Source organism: Aminobacter sp. MSH1 (assembly GCF_003071665.1).
Lineage (GTDB): Bacteria > Pseudomonadota > Alphaproteobacteria > Rhizobiales > Rhizobiaceae > Aminobacter > Aminobacter niigataensis.
The window spans coordinates 4,176,709-4,192,072 of the sequence record NZ_CP026265.1; the positions used below are offsets into that span (position 1 = coordinate 4,176,709).

Here is a 15,364-nt window from a genome sequence, read left to right on the forward strand (position 1 = left end):
ATACACGCCACTCGAAAACCGATGCCGGCGCGGCAACGCGACTTTTCGCGGACAATCGCGCCGATGCAATGAGCCAAGCCCAGCCCAAGAGCCGCCCAATGACCATCACCGATACCCTCACCCAGCTCGGCACCAAGGTCGAAACGCCGACCTCGCCGGAAACCGCAGTGCTCGAAACCGTGCCCTACACCCGCGTCGAAGGCCCGCCGGCCATCGTGCGCTTCACCTGCCCGGAATTCACTTCGCTCTGCCCGGTGACCGGCCAGCCCGACTTCGCGCACATCGTCATCGATTATGCGCCGGACAAGATGCTGGTCGAATCCAAGTCGCTGAAGCTGTTCATGGTGTCGTTCCGCAATCACGGCGCCTTCCACGAGGATTGCACGGTCATGATCGGCCGCCGCGTCGTCGAAGCGACAAAGCCGCTGTGGCTGCGCATCGCCGGCTACTGGTATCCGCGCGGCGGCATCCCGATCGACGTGTTCTGGCAGACCGGCACGCCGCCGGAGGGATCGTGGCTGCCCGAAACGGGTGTTGCGCCCTATCGCGGCCGCGGCTGAGCCGGGAATTTCGAGCACGTTGCTGGCAACGCGGCGGAGTGTCACGAACCGCCATATCCCTGCATGTCAGCTGGATCGCGTGCACCGTGGCGCACCGCGTGAATGACAACCTCGTCGCCTCCGTGTTCATAAAAGATCAAATATGGATAAGGTCTTGTGTTGATCCGCCGGATGCCGTCTTCGTCGGTCAACCGGCCGACCTCGGGATGACGCTGCAGCAATTCCGTGATCACCTTGATGCGCTTTGCCACCTTTTTGGCCGCAGACGGCGATTCAGCCGCGATGTGATCGAGTATCCCCTCAAGATCGGCAAGTGCCGGAAGGGTGTAGCGCAATCTCATGCGCCGTGCTTCGCCCAGACCGCCGCGACATTTTTCTCCGAAGCAAATTCACCACGAAGGGCAGCCGCGCGGGATCTTTCGATGGCAACTCGCTCGTCAGCCGTCAGCAGAACAGGCGCCACAGCACCAGCACCTACGAGTTCAAAGATCGCGCGGGCAATCTCGTCCTGGTCATCCCTGGAGAGCTTTCGAGCTGCCTCCAATGCCTGTTCGAGTAGCTTGGTCATGTCTCATCCTCGCATATGTGGAGACAATATTTCGCTCCCGCGAGTCCTCCGTCAATACCACGCGTCTTCCATCGACGTCTTCTTGCGCGTCATGAAGTCCTGCAGCGCCTCGTCGATGCCGGGGTCGAGCGGCGGCGCCTCGTATTCGGCGAGCATCGTCTTCCAGCGCTTGTTGGCGCGGGTGGCAGCGTCGACCGAGCCTGCCGCCTGCCACTTCTCATAAGGCTCGTTGTCGGCGATGGCCGAATCCCAGAAGGCCGTCTCGTAATTGGCCATGGTGTGGGCGCAGCCAAAGAAGTGGCTGCCGGGGCCGACCTCGCGGAAGGCGTCGAGCGCCAACTGGTTGTCGTCGATCTTGACGCCGTCGAGATAGGTGTGCAGCGCGCCGCAGAAATCGGCGTCCATGACGAACTTCTCGTAGGACATCGACAACAGCCCGTCGAGGAAGCCGGCGGAATGCAGGATGAAGTTGGCGCCGGAGTGCACGGCGGCCAGCATCGACATGGTGCCTTCGTTCATGGCGTGGGCGTCGGGTAGCTTCGATGTGGTGAAGTTGCCGGAGCATCTGAGGGGGAGATCAAGTCTCCGCGCAAGCTGCCCGATGACCATCGAGCCGATGGCCGGCTCGGGCGTGCCGAAAGTCGGCGAGCCCGAGCGGAGCGACATCGACGACAGGAAGTTGCCGAAGATGACAGGCGCGCCGGGCCGCTCGAGCTGGGTCAGCGCACAGCCGGCCATGGTCTCGGCCAGCGACTGGGCGATCGCGCCGGCATTGGTGACCGGGCCCATGGCACCGCCGAGGATGAAGGGCACCACAACCGCCGCCTGGTTGGCGCGGGCATAGGCGCGCAGGGCGGTGGTCATGGTCGCGTCCCAGACCAGCGGCGAATTGACGTTGACGTTGCCGAGGATGACGCAGTTCCGGTCGGTGAATTCCTCGCCGAAGACGATGCGCGCCATGTCGATGGAGTCTTCAGCCCGGCTCTCCGAGGTCACCGAGCCCATGAAGCCGCGGTCGGAATAGCGGATATGGCTGTAGACCATGTCGAGATGGCGCTTGTTGACCGGCACGTCGACCGGCTCGCAGATCGTGCCGCCGGAATGATGGAGCCAGGGCGAAGACTGCGCCAGTTTCACGAAGTTGCGGAAGTCCTCGATAGTGCCGTAGCGGCGCCCGTTGTCGAGATCCATGACAAAGGGCGAGCCGTAGGCCGGCGAAAACACCACGCTCTTGCCACCAATCTCGACCGAACGCTCGGGATTGCGGGCATGCTGGGTGAAGGTCGCGGGCGCCGTCTTGAGCACTTCGCGCAACAGGCCGGGCTCGAACTTGACCAACACGCCCTCGACCTTGGCCCCTGCCCGTTTCCAGTGATCGAGCGCTGCCGGATCGTCGCGGAACTCGATGCCGATCTCGGCGAGGATGCGGTCGGCCGTCTCCTCGATGCGGATCAGGTTCTCCTCGGACAGGATGTCGTAGGTCGGGATGTTGCGGAGGATGTAGGGTCGGCCATGCGCTTCGGGCCCGTGCGAGCGCTGTTCGCGACGGGCGTTGCGGCCGCCGCGCTCACGGCGTTTGGCAGGCTCTGCCTGGGTTTCGGGGGCAACGACGTTCATGCAGGGCTCCTGAACATTCCAGCATGAAGCTAGCCTTTGGCAGCGCGGCTGTGACGCTTGAAAATCCTGATTGTTTGCATAAGCTGTATTTATGCAAAGCCTGCGCCATCTGCTGCCATCCGCCGGCAGCCTCATCGTCTTCGAAGCGGCAGGACGGCTGGCGAGCTTCACCGCCGCCGGCCGCGAGCTCGGCATGACCCAAGCGGCGGTCTCCTATGCGATCCGCGGACTGGAGGACCAGTTCGGCGCCAAGCTGTTCCAGCGCCGCCACAGGCAGGTGCTGCTGACGGAGGCCGGCGAGCGTTTCCATGCCGACGTCACGCTCGGCCTGTCGCATATCCGCAAGTCGGCGGAGGAGCTCAGGGCACGGTCCGGCGGTATGCATGTCACGCTGTCGGCCTCGACCGCCTTCGCCTCGTTCTGGATGATGCCGCGGCTGCAGAAGTTCCGCGACGACCTTCCGGGCATCGACCTGCGCATCCAGACCGCCGACCGCGACCTTGATCTCGTCGCCGAGGGCATTCCCTTGGGCATCCGCGGCGGCGACGCCACCGACTGGCCGGACTATGAGCTGCTGCAGATCGCCGACGAGGAGGTCTATCCGGTCGCCGGCCCGGCCTATCTGGCGCGCGCCGGCACGCCAACGACACCGGCGGAGATGACCCTGCATCACCTGATCCATCTCGAAGAACCCTATCGCCCGGCCGCGACCTGGAACGAGTGGTTCCAGTCGGCCGGCCTGAATGGCGCCGTTGCCAAGCGCGGGCTGGTCATCAACGACTATGTGCTCGTCATCCAGGCTGTCATGGAAGGCCAGGGCATCGCGCTCGGCTGGCGCCATCTCACCGACCGGCTGATCGCGGCGGGGCTGCTGGTCCGGCTTTCCGACCACGTGATGACGACCGGCAAGGGTTTTCACGTTGCTTGGCCGAAGAACCGTCCGCTCAGCGAGAGCGCGGAGAAGGTGCGCGACTGGTTGGCCGCTCAGGCTTAAGGCTGGCTTCTTTTATTGACAGGTGTTTCCGCCAACTATGCAACTCGGCCTGTCCGTGCCGAACCGAATCCAGCTATGATACCAAGATGCCCATTCGCCAGCTTTCCGAAACGATGATCAACCAGATCGCCGCCGGCGAGGTCGTCGAGCGACCTGCCAGCGTGGTCAAGGAACTGGTCGAGAACGCGCTCGACGCGGGTGCCTCGCGCATCGAGGTCGCCACGGCAGGCGGCGGGCTCAACCTGATCCGCGTCGTCGACGACGGCTCGGGCATGCCGGAGGAGGAACTGGCACTGGCGATTTCGCGCCACTGCACTTCAAAGCTCGGCGACGACATCCTCGACATCCGCTCTCTCGGCTTCCGAGGCGAAGCGCTGCCTTCGATCGGCTCGGTATCGAAACTCGCCATCCGCTCGCGCACGCGCCAGGCCGACAGCGGCGCCGAGATTGCGGTCGAGGGCGGGCGCGTCTCATCCGTGCGGCCGGCACCGACCAACCGCGGTACATCGGTCGAGGTGCGCGACCTGTTCTTCGCCACTCCGGCCCGGCTCAAGTTCATGAAGACCGAGCGCGCCGAGGCGACGGCCATCGCCGACATCATCAAGCGCATTGCGATTGCCTTCCCGGCCGTGCGCTTCACCCTGTCCGGCACCGACCGTTCGACGCTGGAGCTGTCCGCGACATCGGACGACGTCGAAGGCAGGCTCGCCCGCATCGCCCAGGTGATGGGCACCGACTTCCCCGACAATTCGATCGTCATCGATGCCGCGCGGGAGAGCGTTCGACTGGAAGGCCATGTCTCGATCCCGTCCTACACCCGCGGCAACGCGCTGCAGCAATATGCCTATGTCAACGGCCGGCCGGTGCGCGACAAGCTGATCGCCTCGGCGATACGCGGCGCCTATGCCGACGTCCTGCCGCGCGACCGCCATGCGGTGACGGTGCTGTTCCTGTCGCTCGACCCGGCCTTTGTCGACGTCAACGTACATCCGGCCAAGGCCGACGTGCGCTTCCGCGATCCGGGGCTAGTGCGCGGCCTGATCGTCGGCGCGATCCGCCAGGCGCTGGCCGGCGCGGGCATCCGACCAGCAACAACAGGCACGCAGGCGATGATGGGGGCTTTCCGGCCGGGAACCACCAGCTACGGCCACCCCGGCCCGGCCAACGGCCATCGCGCCTACAATCCCGACTTCAGAGCGGCAACCTCGGCAGGATACGAGCCGCAACGCTCGCCGTTCCGGCCACTCGATGCCGGCTTCGCCGAGGCGGCACAGGCGAGCTTCGACACGGGTCCGCTGCACAGCGCCGATGCCCGCGCCGGGCTGACTGAAGTGGCGGAGGTGCTGCTGCAGACCGAACTAGGCGCAGCCCGGGCACAGGTGCACGAAAACTACATCGTCGCGCAAACGCGGGATTCCCTTGTCATCGTCGACCAGCACGCGGCTCACGAGCGGCTGGTCTATGAGGCGCTTAAGAACGCCCTGCATTCGCGCCCGGTGCCGGCACAGATGCTTTTGATGCCGGAGATCGTCGACCTGCCGGAAGAAGACGCCGAGCGGCTGGCGCTGCATGCGGAAACGCTGGCCCGCTTCGGCCTCGGCATCGAGCGCTTCGGTCCGGGCGCAGTCGCCGTGCGCGAGACGCCGGCCATGCTTGGCGAGACCGACGTCACCCAACTGGTGCGCGACCTCGCCGACGAGATCGCCGACAGCGACACGTCGGATACGCTCAAGGAGCGGCTCGACGCCATTGCCGCGACTATGGCCTGCCATGGCTCCGTGCGATCCGGACGGCGGTTGCGGCCTGAGGAGATGAACGCGCTGCTGCGCCAGATGGAAGCGACGCCGGGTTCCGGCACCTGCAACCACGGCCGGCCGACCTATATCGAACTCAAGCTCGCGGACATCGAAAAGCTGTTCGGCCGGCGCTGACGCATTTCGCCGCCCACCGCCCAAAGGCGGCAGCTTGACCTCGGGCATTCGGTAGCCTTAAAAGCCGAGCAAGGAAGTTGAGCAAAAAGCGATGATGAACCGTTTCGAAGGCCCCGGCGCACGCGAAGCCCGCATCCGCTATCTCGACGGCGATTTCCAGGTGACGAGCCCCGGTTCCTTCGTGCGCTGTGCGGTGACGTCCGACTCGATCCCGCTCGACGAGCTCAAATACTGGAGCGTCGCCCGCCAGGAGCCCTATCGCGACGCGGCGGTCTCGCTGGCACGCGAGATCGATATGAACCCGGATCTGCGCAAGCGCCGCTAACGGCCCTCAGCCAGCAATCTTCCGCCGGCGCCAGGCATCGAGCGTTTCGTCGACGATGCGCTCGGCCGAATGTTCGATGTCGAACACCGCATCGATCTCCAGCACGTTGAGGCGCTCGAGGAATTCCGGCGATGCCGCGCCGTGGCGCAGGCGCGCCGCATCCTTGGACGTCGTGAGCAGTTCCAGTTCGCCGGCGTCGGCCGCTGCCACCAGATCGTCCAGTTCGTCCGGAAGATAGAAATGATGGTCGGCGAAGGCGTGCGCCAGAACCACGGTGCCGCCGGCCTTGCCAACCGTGTCGAAGAACTTTTCGGGATGGCCGATGCCGGCAAAGGCCAGGAAGCGCCGCCCTGCGAAGGCCTTCTTGCCGCGCGGCCGGGCCGTCGCCGAAAAGACCGGTTTTCCGGCCCGCGCTGCCTGGCGCACGACGGAATCGGCCCTTTCGCCCTCGCCCATCTTGAGGATGGCATCGGCAAACCGAAGCTGGTCGATCAGCCGGGCGCGCATCGGACCGCCTGGAATGACGTGGCCGTTGCCCAGGCCGAAACGCGCATCGACCACGATCAGCGCATAGTCGATATGGATGCGCGCGCTCTGAAAGCCGTCGTCCATGATCAGGAAATTGCAGCCCCGCTCGATGAGCAGGCGTGCGCCGGCCGCCCGGTTGGCGGAGACGGCAACCAGCGCGTGCTCGGCGAGCAACAGCGGCTCGTCGCCGACATGCTTGGCACTGTCATGGCGGGTGTCGACGACATGCGGCTCGGCGAAGCTGCCGCCATGGCCACGTGACAGGAAGCCGGGCACCAGTTGCATGCGCTTGGCCTGTTTGGCGAGCGCGATCGCAATCGGGGTCTTGCCGGTGCCGCCGACGGTGAAGTTGCCGACGCAAAGCACGGGAGCGTCCATCTTCTCCCGGCGGGCCGATTTCATGCGCCGGCCGGCAACGAAAGCATAGAGCGACGACACCGGGTAAAGCGCGTAGGCGCGCCAATCCGGTTTTTCCCACCAGAAAGGAGGCGCTTCGCTGGCCAGATCTACCTCCCGCCCGCGCCCTTGAGGCGCGACTGAACGATCAGCGGATGGATGAATGGCTCAAGCGACTTCAGCGTGCGGGCAAGCGCGCCGCGCATTTCCTCGACCGTCAGGGCGCCTGCCGCCATCATGTCGTGCCGCGCGATCTCGTTGCCGAGCAGGAAGTTGACCGCGCCTGCGAGCATGTCGCGGTCGCGCACGATCTTGGCGCCGCCGCGGTCGATCAGCCGCTGATAGGTGTCGCGGAAATTCTGCACATTGCGCCCGGCAAGCACCGCAGTGTCGAGCATCGCCGGCTCGAGCGGGTTCTGGCCGCCCTGCGAGGTCATGGAACGGCCGACAAATGCGATCTCGGTCAGGCGCAGATACAGCCCCATCTCGCCGATCGTATCGCCGAGAAGGATGTCGGTGTCGGGCAGGATGTGGTCGCCGCTGCTGCGACGAGCGACCTTGAGGCCCATGCCCGTCAGTTCCGTCATCAAGGCGACGGCACGATCGGGGTGACGCGGCACGATGATGGTCAGCAGATTGCGGTGGCGGTTGCGCAGCATGGCGTGCACTTCCGCCGCCATGACCTCCTCCCCGTCGTGAGTGGAGATGGCGGCCCAGGTCGGCCGGCGGCCGATCTGGCGCTGGACCGAATGCAGGGCACGCTCGTCCGCCGGCGGCGGTGACGTATCGACCTTGAGATTGCCGGAAACGGTAACGGGACGCGCCCCGAGAGCGCGAAAACGCTCGCCGTCGACCTCCGACTGGGCGACCACATGGGCCATGTTTTCGAACAGCGCCTCGGCGATGTTGGCGCGCCTCTTCCACGAAGCGAACGACCGGTCGGAAAGCCGCCCGTTGACCAGGATCTGCGGCACGCGCCGTGCACCGAGTTCGAGGATGGTCATCGGCCAGATTTCAGATTCGGCGATGATCGCGAGGTCCGGATGCCAATGATCGAGGAAACGGCTGACCGCCGGCTTGAGGTCGAGCGGTACGTATTGATGGATGACGCGATCGCCCAGGCGCTCTTCCACGACCTGCGCGGAGGTAACCGTGCCGGTCGTCAGCACGACATGGATGCCGTAGCCCAGTATGGCCTCGATCAGCGGCACCACCGCGATCGTCTCGCCGACGCTCGCCGCGTGGAACCAGATCAGTGGACCCTCGGGCCTTTCGCGGCTCGGCACGCCATAGCGCTCGCGCCGGCGATTGCGGTCCTCCTTGCCCTTGGAGGCACGCCAGGCGACGTAACCGCCGACCATCGGATAGGCTGCGGCGCCCGCATAGCGATAGGCTCCCAGAAATGCGCGGGCCCAGCGTTCGCTCATCGGGGACCGTCCACCAGACCATAGGCCTTTTCTGTCGCCCGATTGAGCGCGGCGGTCACCTCGACGCGGATCCGTTCCATCTCGGCATCGTCGGCATCGGCAGGCACTTGGATCAACGGCTCGACGATCACCGCACATCCGCCGAAAGGCAGGCTGATCGTGGTCTTGTCCCAGGTCTTCTCCAGCACCTTGCGCCGGCTGGTGGCAATCGCGATCGGCGCGATCGGCCGACCCGACAGGCGGGCCAAAAGGACGATGCCCATGCCCGATTCACGCGGAGTGCCATGCGGGATGTCTGCAATCATGGCAACGTTCTTGCCGGCATCAAGCGCCTTTTTCAGGGCAATCAACGCGGTCGCGCCGCCCTTTTTGAGCCTGCTTTTGCTTTCCCGCCCGCCAGAGCCGCGCACGGCCTCGATGCCGAATTTCTCGACCACCTGAGCGTTGAGCTCGGCATCAGCGCTGCGCGAGACCATCGCCACCAGACCGCGCTTGTTTGGATAGATGGCCGGCGCCAGCAGATGCTGGCCGTGCCACATTCCGAATACAAGCGGCTCGCTGTCGGCGTAGGCATAGGAGGCGAGATCAACGGAGCCCTCGACCAGAGGGTTGGTCCGGCGAATGAAACTCAAGCCATAGGCAAACAGGTTGGTGATCGCGGCCTTGGCGAAACGCGACTGGGCGAGCGGTTCGCGAATGCGCCGCCAGAACGTCTTGGGTGCCTTTCTGGCACGCTTTTTCTTCGCCGCAGGCCTCGCGGCCGGCGGCGCCATGCCAGGTTGCTCCATCAGTTCTGACCGGTCGCCTTCGTATCCGGCTCCAGCAGCCGATGCAGGTGGACAACGAAGTAGCGCATATGGGCGTTGTCGACGCTCCCTTGCGCCTTCGCCTTCCAGGCAAGCTCGGCCGACTTGTAGTCGGGATAGACGCCAACGATGTCGAGCGCATCGAGATCGCGGAACTCGGTTCCGCCGAGTTTCGTCAGCTCGCCGCCGAACACCAGATGCAAGAGCTGCTTTTTTCCGTCTTCTTCGGACATCTTCTTCCTTGATTCATCATCTCAGGGCCCGCCTGATCTAGACCAAACCGGGCCGTTTTGGAACAGTTTGCAGTTCGTCAGCCTTCTTGACCGGCAAGCACCCCTGCCATGACGTCGAGCATCGCCCCGCTGCCAGCCATCAGCGCGCCATGGACGATCTCCCTGCCAGCAAAGGCCGGCAGGCCGCCGTGGCTGTCGAGCAGTTTTCCGCCGGCCTCGGCCAATATCAATTCCGCTGCGGCAATGTCCCAGTCGTGTGCGTTCGGCTTGACGAAAGTTGCATCGAGCGCGCCGCTGGCGATCATCGCCAGACGATAGGCGAGCGAAGGAATATACGCCTCGCGATCCAGCCTGCCCTGCCATTCCTCCGGCATCCGGTCGATCATCGGCTTAGGGCCGGCAATGCGCACGCGCTCGCCCGCATCACGCACCCTGATCGGGGCATCGTTGAGGAAAGCGCCCCCGCCCGCGACCGCCCAATAGGTCTCTTCGCGCGCCGGGCATTCGAGCACGCCGGCCAGCGAGCGGCCGTTTTCGACGACGGCAACGCTGACGCACCAGGCCGTGCGGCCTTCGACGAAGCCGCGTGTGCCGTCAATCGGGTCGACCACAAAGGTGCGGCGCGCGCCAAGCCGGTCGAGATTGTCTGCGGTTTCTTCCGACAGCCAGCCATAGTCCGGCCGCGCCGCCATCAGCGTTTCGCGTAAGTAGCGATCGGCGGCGTAGTCGGCCTCGCTGACCGGCGAATTGCCACCCTTGAACCAGACTTCCGGGCTTTGGCGGAAATAGCTCATGGCAATACGCCCGGCCTCGGTGGCTGCCGTACACAGCAGCTCGAGTTCGGCTCGAAGCTCCGCCTGGTCTATGATCTCAGTCTCCGGCAAGGGTCATGCCTTCGATCAACAGGGTCGGCGCGGCGGTGCCGAAATTGCGGTCGAGGTCGCTCGCCGGCACCATGCGCATGAACATGTCCTTGAGGTTGGAGGCGATGGTCACTTCCGACACCGCCCAGGCAAGCTCGCCATGCTCGATCCAGAAACCCGAAGCGCCACGGCTGTATTCGCCGGTGACCATGTCGACGCCCTGACCGAACACTTCGGTGACGTAGAACCCGCGCTTCAGCGAGCGGATCAGCTCTTCGGGCGATTTCTCACCGGGCTCGATGGCAAAATTGGTCGAGGATGGCGACACGGACGAGCCGCCACGCGCACCGCGACCGTTGGTGACCAGTCCCAGTTCTCGCGCCGCCGAAGTCGACAGGAACCAATGGTTGAGCACGCCCTTGTCGACCATCTTGAGCGTGGCACCCTCGATGCCCTCGCCGTCGAAGGGACGCGATGCCTGGCCGCGCTGCTTGAGCGGCTCGTCGATCGCGGTGATGGCGGCGGATGCCACCTGCTTGCCCATCATGTCGCGCAGGAAACTGGTCTTACGGGCCACCGAGGCACCGTTTATGGCGCCGGCAAGGTGCCCGGCAATGCCGCGCGCGACGCGAGGATCAAAGACGACATCGACCGGTCCCGTCGCCGCCTTGCGCGCGTTGAGCCTCTTGACCGCGCGTTCGCCGGCATTGCGGCCGATGTCGGCCGCGGCATCGAGATCGGCGAAATGCAGCCGCGAGGAATAGTCGTAATCGCGCTCCATCGACGTGCCCTCGCCGGCGATGACGCTGGCCGAGCGCGAGAAACGCGAACCGACATAGTGGCCGACGAAGCCATGCGAGGTGGCGAGCACCAGGCCGCCAAGCCCCGCGGCAGCACCGGCGCCGGCCGAGTTGGTCACGCCCTTGACGGCAAGTGCGGCCTCTTCGGCGGCAAGCGCGTCTTCCCTCAGCCGCTCGGCCGACACCTCGGTGTCGTCGAAGAGATCGAGATCGCGCGGCGATGGGGCCAAAAGCGCCGCATCGGCGAGACCTTGATACGGATCTTCCGGCGACACCTTGGCCATTGCGACAGCGCGTTCTGCGAGGGTCTTGGGGTCGGACGCGGCAGTGGCAGATACGCTGGCAACCCGCTGGCCGACGAACACGCGAAGCGACATGTCCTCGCTCTCGGACGCCTCGGTGCCCTCGACCTTGCCCAGTCGCACCGAAACGCTGGTCGAACGCCCGCGCACTGCAACCGCATCGGCGGCATCGGCGCCGGCCCGTTTTGCCGCCTCGACGAGGCTCGCCACCCGGTCGGCCAGTTTCGCGGCGTCGTTGGTATCGTTCATTGGCATGTTCCGATTGCTTGCCGCATGGGTCACGGCCCGTCCCCTCCATCTATTGTCCCCGACCCGCTTGTGCAATGGGCGGGTGCATGGTCAAACGACCCTAGCCAGGCACATCGCCGCACAAATCTTCGGGAATTCGCATGTCCGCACAGGCTCAGGCACCGGCAAAATTCACCACCGGCTCGACCATGCGCCATGTCGTGGTCATGACCGGCACCGGGTCGATCGGGTTGATTGCGATCTTCATCGTCGACGCGCTCAACCTGTTCTACATTTCGTTGCTCGGCATCGAGGAACTGGCTGCAGCAATCGGCTTTGCCTCGACGCTGCTGTTTTTCACGCTTTCGATCTCGATCGGCTTCACCATCGCCTGCGGCGCATTGGTGGCCCGCTGCCTCGGGCGCGGCCAGCGCGAAGAGGCCGCGCGCATGGGTGGCGCCTCGATGGTCTTCATGGGGCTCGCAACGCTGGTGATGACACTCGCTGCAATGCCGTTCCTGCGGCCCCTGGTTGCGCTTCTTGGCGCGACTGGCGAAACACTCGAGCTGTCGACTCGCTTCCTGCAGATCGTGCTGCCGTCGTTTCCGATCATGGCGCTCGGCATGTGCACGACGGGTATCCTGCGCGGCGTCGGCGACGCGCGGCGGGCAATGTATGTGACACTGGGCAGCGGCATCGCGGCGGCGATCCTCGACCCGATCCTCATCTTCGGCTTCGATCTCGGCCTCGACGGGGCGGCGATCTCAACGGTGCTGACGCGCTTCGTGATGCTCGCCATCGGCTTGCATGGCGCCCATGTCGTGCACAGACTGATCCGGCTTCCAAACCTGAGCGGCTTGCGCGACGCGGTGCGGCCGTTCTTCGCGATCGGTGTGCCGGCGATGCTGACCCAGGTCGCCACACCCGTCGGCAATGCCTATGTCACGATCGAAATGGCCGCCTTCGGCGACCAGGCCGTCGCCGGCTGGGCGATCATCGGCCGCCTCGTGCCGGTCGCATTCGGCGTCATCTTCGCGCTCTCGGGAGCGGTCGGACCGATCCTTGGCCAGAATTACGGCGCCCGCAAATTCGACCGGCTGACGACGACGATGCGCGACAGCCTGCTGTTCACCATCGTCTACGTACTGGCTGTATGGGCGCTGCTGGCAATCTTCGCCAATCCTATCGCCAGCGCGTTCGGCGCCGACGGCATTGCGCGCGACCTGATCGTGTTCTTCTGCCACTTCGCCGCCGGCAGTTTCCTGTTCAACGGCGCGATCTTCGTCTCCAGCGCCGCCTTCAACAATCTGGGCTATCCGACCTATTCGACCGTCTTCAACTGGGGCCGCTCAACCCTCGGCGTCATTCCCTTCGTCTGGGCCGGCGCGCATTACTGGGGCGCCATCGGCGTCATAGCCGGCTGGGGCCTCGGGGCGGTGGTGTTCGGCGTCGCGTCGATGATCGTCTGCTTCCGCGTCGTCAAGGCGATCGCCAACGAGCCGCAGCATCAGGACGAAGCCGTGCCGACACCGCCGCCGGCCGCACAGTCGCCGTTCTCCACCGGCAAGGCATCGACGCTGCAATAGGTGTGTGCGCCACAGCGAACTACTGCAGGATCTCGTCGACAGCGCGCTTGAGTTCGTCCTTGATCGCCACCGTCTCGGCCATGACCTGGTCGATCTTGAGGAAATCGAGCGCCCTGAAGCGCGACACGGGTGGTCGCAGGAAAATGTCGGGTGGGTTCTGGCTCAGCTTGTTGGCGATGATCGACTGCATCATCAGCTGGCTGGCACCGAACATCAGGTCGATCGAATTGGGCTGCTTGCGGCCGTTTTCAAACGGTGCGCCGACGACATCGATGGCGATGGTGAAATCGGCCACGCCATCGAGCAGATCGAACGGCACCGGGTTGTAGATGCCGCCGTCGATATAGAGCGTGTTGCCGCGCAATACCGGCTTGAAGACAGCCGGAATCGCCGCCGATGCGGCGAGCGCCGAGAACAGCTCGCCTTCCTCGAACACCGACAGGCAATGGCCGTAGTAGTCAGTCGCCGTCACCTTGAGCGGCAGCTTGAGTTCTTCGAACGTCGCCGGCACGCCCTCGGGCAGGAATGCCTTGAGAATGCGCTCGACATTGAACTGGGTCACCCTGATGCCGCTTTCGACCATTTCGGAAAGCGTGCCAGGCCGCGCCCGCCACATGCGGCTGGCGACTTCGGCGGGCCGGCCGAGCACGGCCCGGGAATGCTCATGGATTTCGCGGCCGCTCAGGCCGGCAGCCATGCCTGCCCCCATGACGGCGCCGATGGAAGAGCCGGCAATCGCCACCGGCTTGATGCCGAGCTCGTCGAGTGCCTCGATAACGTGTATATGGGCAAGCCCGCGTGCGCCGCCGCCGCCGAGCGCAAGGGCGAAGGTCACGCTCATCCCTTGCTCGCTTCCGCAAATTTGGGGCCGAGGATCATCACTGCCGGCTCGACCGTCAGGAGCTTGCGCGCCGCAGCCTTCACCTGATCAAGCGTCACCGCATTGATCAGGTCGATCCGCCGCTGCATGTAGTCGATGCCGAGCTTGTCGGTCTGCAGGTCGACCAGCGTGCTGGCAATAGCGCCCGAGGAGTCGAGATTGTTGATTGCATAGGCGCCAAGCATGTACTTCTTGGCCGCCTCGAGTTCGGCCTCGGTGGGGCCATCTTCCGCCATCTTGCCAATCACATCGCGAATGACGGCCAAGGTCTCCGCCGCCCTGTCGGAACGGGTTGCCGTGCCGATGATCAGCGACGAGGCGTGTTCCTGGTTGATCAGCGCGGAACTGACGCTATAGGCCAGCCCACGCTTCTCGCGCACTTCGTCGAACAGACGCGACGAGAAGGTGCCGCCGCCAAGGATGTGCTCCATCAGCGCGGCTGCAAGGAAATCGGGCGCTTCGCGCGGCACGCCGGGGTAAATCAGCTGCAGCGAGGTCTGCGGCAATGGGTATTCGATATGCATCGTCTGGCGCAGCTTGGGCTCGACGCGCTCGACGGCGCGCAGCTCCGCCTTTTCCGGCAAGCCGCCGAAGACCTGGTCCAACCGCTTCTTCAGCGCCTCGGCATCGATCGCCCCGACTACCGCGACATGAATGTTCTGGCGGGTGAAATTGGCCTTGTGGAAAGCGCGCAGGTCGTTGGCGGTGATTGTGGCGAGCGACTTTTCCGTGCCCTGGTCGGGCCGGGCATAGGGATGTTCGCCATAAACCGCCTCGGCCCATTTGCGCGCCGCCTGTGCTTCGGGATCGCGGGCGTTGGCGACGATGCCGGAAACGATCTGCGAGCGGATGCGGTCGATCGGGGCCTGGTCGAAACGCGGTTTCTCGACCGCCAGCTTGAGCAGTTCGAACGCCTCGTCCTGCCTGTCGGCCAACATGCGCATGCCGCCGCCGACCGCGTCGTTGCTTTCGTTGAAACCCATTTCGGCGCCGGCTTCGTCGAGCCTGATCTGGAAGGCATCGCTGTCGAGGTCGCCGGCGCCTTCGTCAAAGAGACCGGTCATCAGATTGGCAAGTCCCTCCTTGCCGACCGGATCCTGGGTGCTGCCGCCATCGAACAGGAACTTGATGGCGGTGATCGGCACCGAATAATCCTCGACCAGCCAGGCGGTGATGCCCTTGTCCGACTTGACCTCCTGGATGCGGACCTCGGCGCGCGCGGCAACCACCGCCGGCAGCACCAGAAAAACCAGCGCCAGCATCAGCGTCAGCGCCGACATCGAAATCCTGAAACGCATTGCCGTAAGCGTGATCATCAAA

16 protein-coding genes are annotated in these 15,364 nt (G+C 64.8%); 5 read left to right on the plus strand and 11 right to left on the minus strand.

What is annotated here, in order from left to right; translation table 11 throughout:
- The first annotated feature begins 98 nt into the window (after positions 1-98).
- Positions 99-560, plus strand: a complete 462-nt coding sequence (gene queF, locus CO731_RS20565; RefSeq protein ID WP_108608610.1) for a preQ(1) synthase — start codon at positions 99-101, stop codon at positions 558-560.
- 41 nt (positions 561-601) lie between these two features.
- On the opposite strand, the gene CO731_RS20570 is transcribed toward queF, so the two are convergent.
- The 3 genes from CO731_RS20570 to CO731_RS20580 are packed head-to-tail and all read right to left on the minus strand — an operon-like array spanning position 602 to position 2,745.
- Positions 602-901, minus strand: coding sequence for a type II toxin-antitoxin system RelE/ParE family toxin (locus tag CO731_RS20570; RefSeq protein ID WP_108608611.1), 300 nt, complete (start codon positions 899-901; stop codon positions 602-604).
- The gene (locus tag CO731_RS20575; RefSeq protein ID WP_108608612.1) at positions 898-1,128 is read right to left on the minus strand and encodes a hypothetical protein; all 231 of its coding nucleotides are present in this window, start codon (positions 1,126-1,128) and stop codon (positions 898-900) included. Before CO731_RS20575 ends, CO731_RS20570 begins: the two co-directional genes overlap by 4 nt.
- A 51-nt stretch (positions 1,129-1,179) precedes the next feature.
- Entirely contained in the window at positions 1,180-2,745 is a 1,566-nt protein-coding gene (locus CO731_RS20580; RefSeq protein WP_108608613.1) for a trimethylamine methyltransferase family protein, read from the minus strand.
- Positions 2,746-2,836: 91 nt separating this feature from the next.
- Here CO731_RS20580 and CO731_RS20585 point away from each other — a divergent pair, with 91 nt between their 5' ends.
- The 3 genes from CO731_RS20585 to CO731_RS20595 all read left to right on the plus strand — a co-directional run bounded on the left by CO731_RS20585 (position 2,837) and on the right by CO731_RS20595 (position 5,995).
- On the plus strand, positions 2,837-3,739 hold the full coding sequence (locus tag CO731_RS20585; RefSeq protein ID WP_108608614.1) for a LysR substrate-binding domain-containing protein: 903 nt from the start codon (positions 2,837-2,839) through the stop codon (positions 3,737-3,739).
- Between the two features lie 86 nt (positions 3,740-3,825).
- On the plus strand, positions 3,826-5,670 hold the full coding sequence (mutL, locus tag CO731_RS20590) for a DNA mismatch repair endonuclease MutL (RefSeq protein WP_108608615.1): 1,845 nt from the start codon (positions 3,826-3,828) through the stop codon (positions 5,668-5,670).
- Positions 5,671-5,761: 91 nt separating this feature from the next.
- A complete protein-coding gene (locus CO731_RS20595; protein WP_108608616.1) occupies positions 5,762-5,995 on the plus strand; it encodes a DUF2093 domain-containing protein in 234 nt (77 codons plus the stop codon).
- A 6-nt stretch (positions 5,996-6,001) separates the two neighbouring features.
- Here CO731_RS20595 and lpxK read toward each other — a convergent pair whose 3' ends face one another.
- From lpxK to CO731_RS20625, 6 genes are all read right to left on the minus strand, one after another.
- Positions 6,002-7,027 (minus strand): tetraacyldisaccharide 4'-kinase, encoded by a 1,026-nt coding sequence (gene lpxK / locus CO731_RS20600; protein ID WP_108608617.1) that lies wholly within the window; start codon positions 7,025-7,027, stop codon positions 6,002-6,004.
- A gap of 2 nt (positions 7,028-7,029) precedes the next feature.
- Entirely contained in the window at positions 7,030-8,346 is a 1,317-nt protein-coding gene (waaA, locus tag CO731_RS20605; RefSeq protein WP_108608618.1) for a lipid IV(A) 3-deoxy-D-manno-octulosonic acid transferase, read from the minus strand.
- Positions 8,343-9,119, minus strand: coding sequence for a lysophospholipid acyltransferase family protein (locus CO731_RS20610; RefSeq protein ID WP_245439433.1), 777 nt, complete (start codon positions 9,117-9,119; stop codon positions 8,343-8,345). The genes waaA and CO731_RS20610 overlap by 4 nt, the downstream gene beginning before the upstream one ends.
- Positions 9,120-9,133: 14 nt before the next feature.
- Positions 9,134-9,385 (minus strand): DUF4170 domain-containing protein, encoded by a 252-nt coding sequence (locus tag CO731_RS20615; RefSeq protein WP_108608620.1) that lies wholly within the window; start codon positions 9,383-9,385, stop codon positions 9,134-9,136.
- A 77-nt stretch (positions 9,386-9,462) separates the two neighbouring features.
- On the minus strand, positions 9,463-10,269 hold the full coding sequence (locus tag CO731_RS20620) for a 3'(2'),5'-bisphosphate nucleotidase CysQ (protein ID WP_108608621.1): 807 nt from the start codon (positions 10,267-10,269) through the stop codon (positions 9,463-9,465).
- On the minus strand, positions 10,256-11,599 hold the full coding sequence (locus tag CO731_RS20625; RefSeq protein WP_108608622.1) for a TldD/PmbA family protein: 1,344 nt from the start codon (positions 11,597-11,599) through the stop codon (positions 10,256-10,258). The genes CO731_RS20620 and CO731_RS20625 overlap by 14 nt, the downstream gene beginning before the upstream one ends.
- Before the next feature lie 140 nt (positions 11,600-11,739).
- On the opposite strand from CO731_RS20625, the gene CO731_RS20630 reads away from it, so the two are divergent.
- On the plus strand, positions 11,740-13,164 hold the full coding sequence (locus CO731_RS20630; protein WP_108608623.1) for an MATE family efflux transporter: 1,425 nt from the start codon (positions 11,740-11,742) through the stop codon (positions 13,162-13,164).
- Positions 13,165-13,183: 19 nt separating this feature from the next.
- Here CO731_RS20630 and CO731_RS20635 read toward each other — a convergent pair whose 3' ends face one another.
- Both CO731_RS20635 and CO731_RS20640 read right to left on the minus strand, forming a co-directional pair.
- Positions 13,184-14,005: a patatin-like phospholipase family protein gene (locus CO731_RS20635; RefSeq protein WP_108608624.1), complete on the minus strand. Its 822-nt coding sequence runs from the start codon at positions 14,003-14,005 to the stop codon at positions 13,184-13,186.
- A complete protein-coding gene (locus tag CO731_RS20640) occupies positions 14,002-15,360 on the minus strand; it encodes a pitrilysin family protein (protein ID WP_108609959.1) in 1,359 nt (452 codons plus the stop codon). The genes CO731_RS20635 and CO731_RS20640 overlap by 4 nt, the downstream gene beginning before the upstream one ends.
- Between the last annotated feature and the right edge of the window lie 4 nt (positions 15,361-15,364).

Coding starts and splice junctions, on each gene's coding strand:
- CO731_RS20640 (WP_108609959.1), bottom strand. CDS start 15,360: ATGATCACGCTTACGGCAATGCGTTTCAGGATTTCGATGTCGGCGCTG.
- CO731_RS20570 (WP_108608611.1), bottom strand. CDS start 901: ATGAGATTGCGCTACACCCTTCCGGCACTTGCCGATCTTGAGGGGATA.
- mutL (WP_108608615.1), top strand. CDS start 3,826: ATGCCCATTCGCCAGCTTTCCGAAACGATGATCAACCAGATCGCCGCC.
- CO731_RS20585 (WP_108608614.1), top strand. CDS start 2,837: ATGCAAAGCCTGCGCCATCTGCTGCCATCCGCCGGCAGCCTCATCGTC.
- waaA (WP_108608618.1), bottom strand. CDS start 8,346: ATGAGCGAACGCTGGGCCCGCGCATTTCTGGGAGCCTATCGCTATGCG.
- CO731_RS20595 (WP_108608616.1), top strand. CDS start 5,762: ATGATGAACCGTTTCGAAGGCCCCGGCGCACGCGAAGCCCGCATCCGC.
- CO731_RS20615 (WP_108608620.1), bottom strand. CDS start 9,385: ATGTCCGAAGAAGACGGAAAAAAGCAGCTCTTGCATCTGGTGTTCGGC.
- CO731_RS20635 (WP_108608624.1), bottom strand. CDS start 14,005: ATGAGCGTGACCTTCGCCCTTGCGCTCGGCGGCGGCGGCGCACGCGGG.
- CO731_RS20610 (WP_245439433.1), bottom strand. CDS start 9,119: ATGGCGCCGCCGGCCGCGAGGCCTGCGGCGAAGAAAAAGCGTGCCAGA.
- CO731_RS20625 (WP_108608622.1), bottom strand. CDS start 11,599: ATGAACGATACCAACGACGCCGCGAAACTGGCCGACCGGGTGGCGAGC.
- CO731_RS20630 (WP_108608623.1), top strand. CDS start 11,740: ATGTCCGCACAGGCTCAGGCACCGGCAAAATTCACCACCGGCTCGACC.
- queF (WP_108608610.1), top strand. CDS start 99: ATGACCATCACCGATACCCTCACCCAGCTCGGCACCAAGGTCGAAACG.
- CO731_RS20575 (WP_108608612.1), bottom strand. CDS start 1,128: ATGACCAAGCTACTCGAACAGGCATTGGAGGCAGCTCGAAAGCTCTCC.
- CO731_RS20580 (WP_108608613.1), bottom strand. CDS start 2,745: ATGAACGTCGTTGCCCCCGAAACCCAGGCAGAGCCTGCCAAACGCCGT.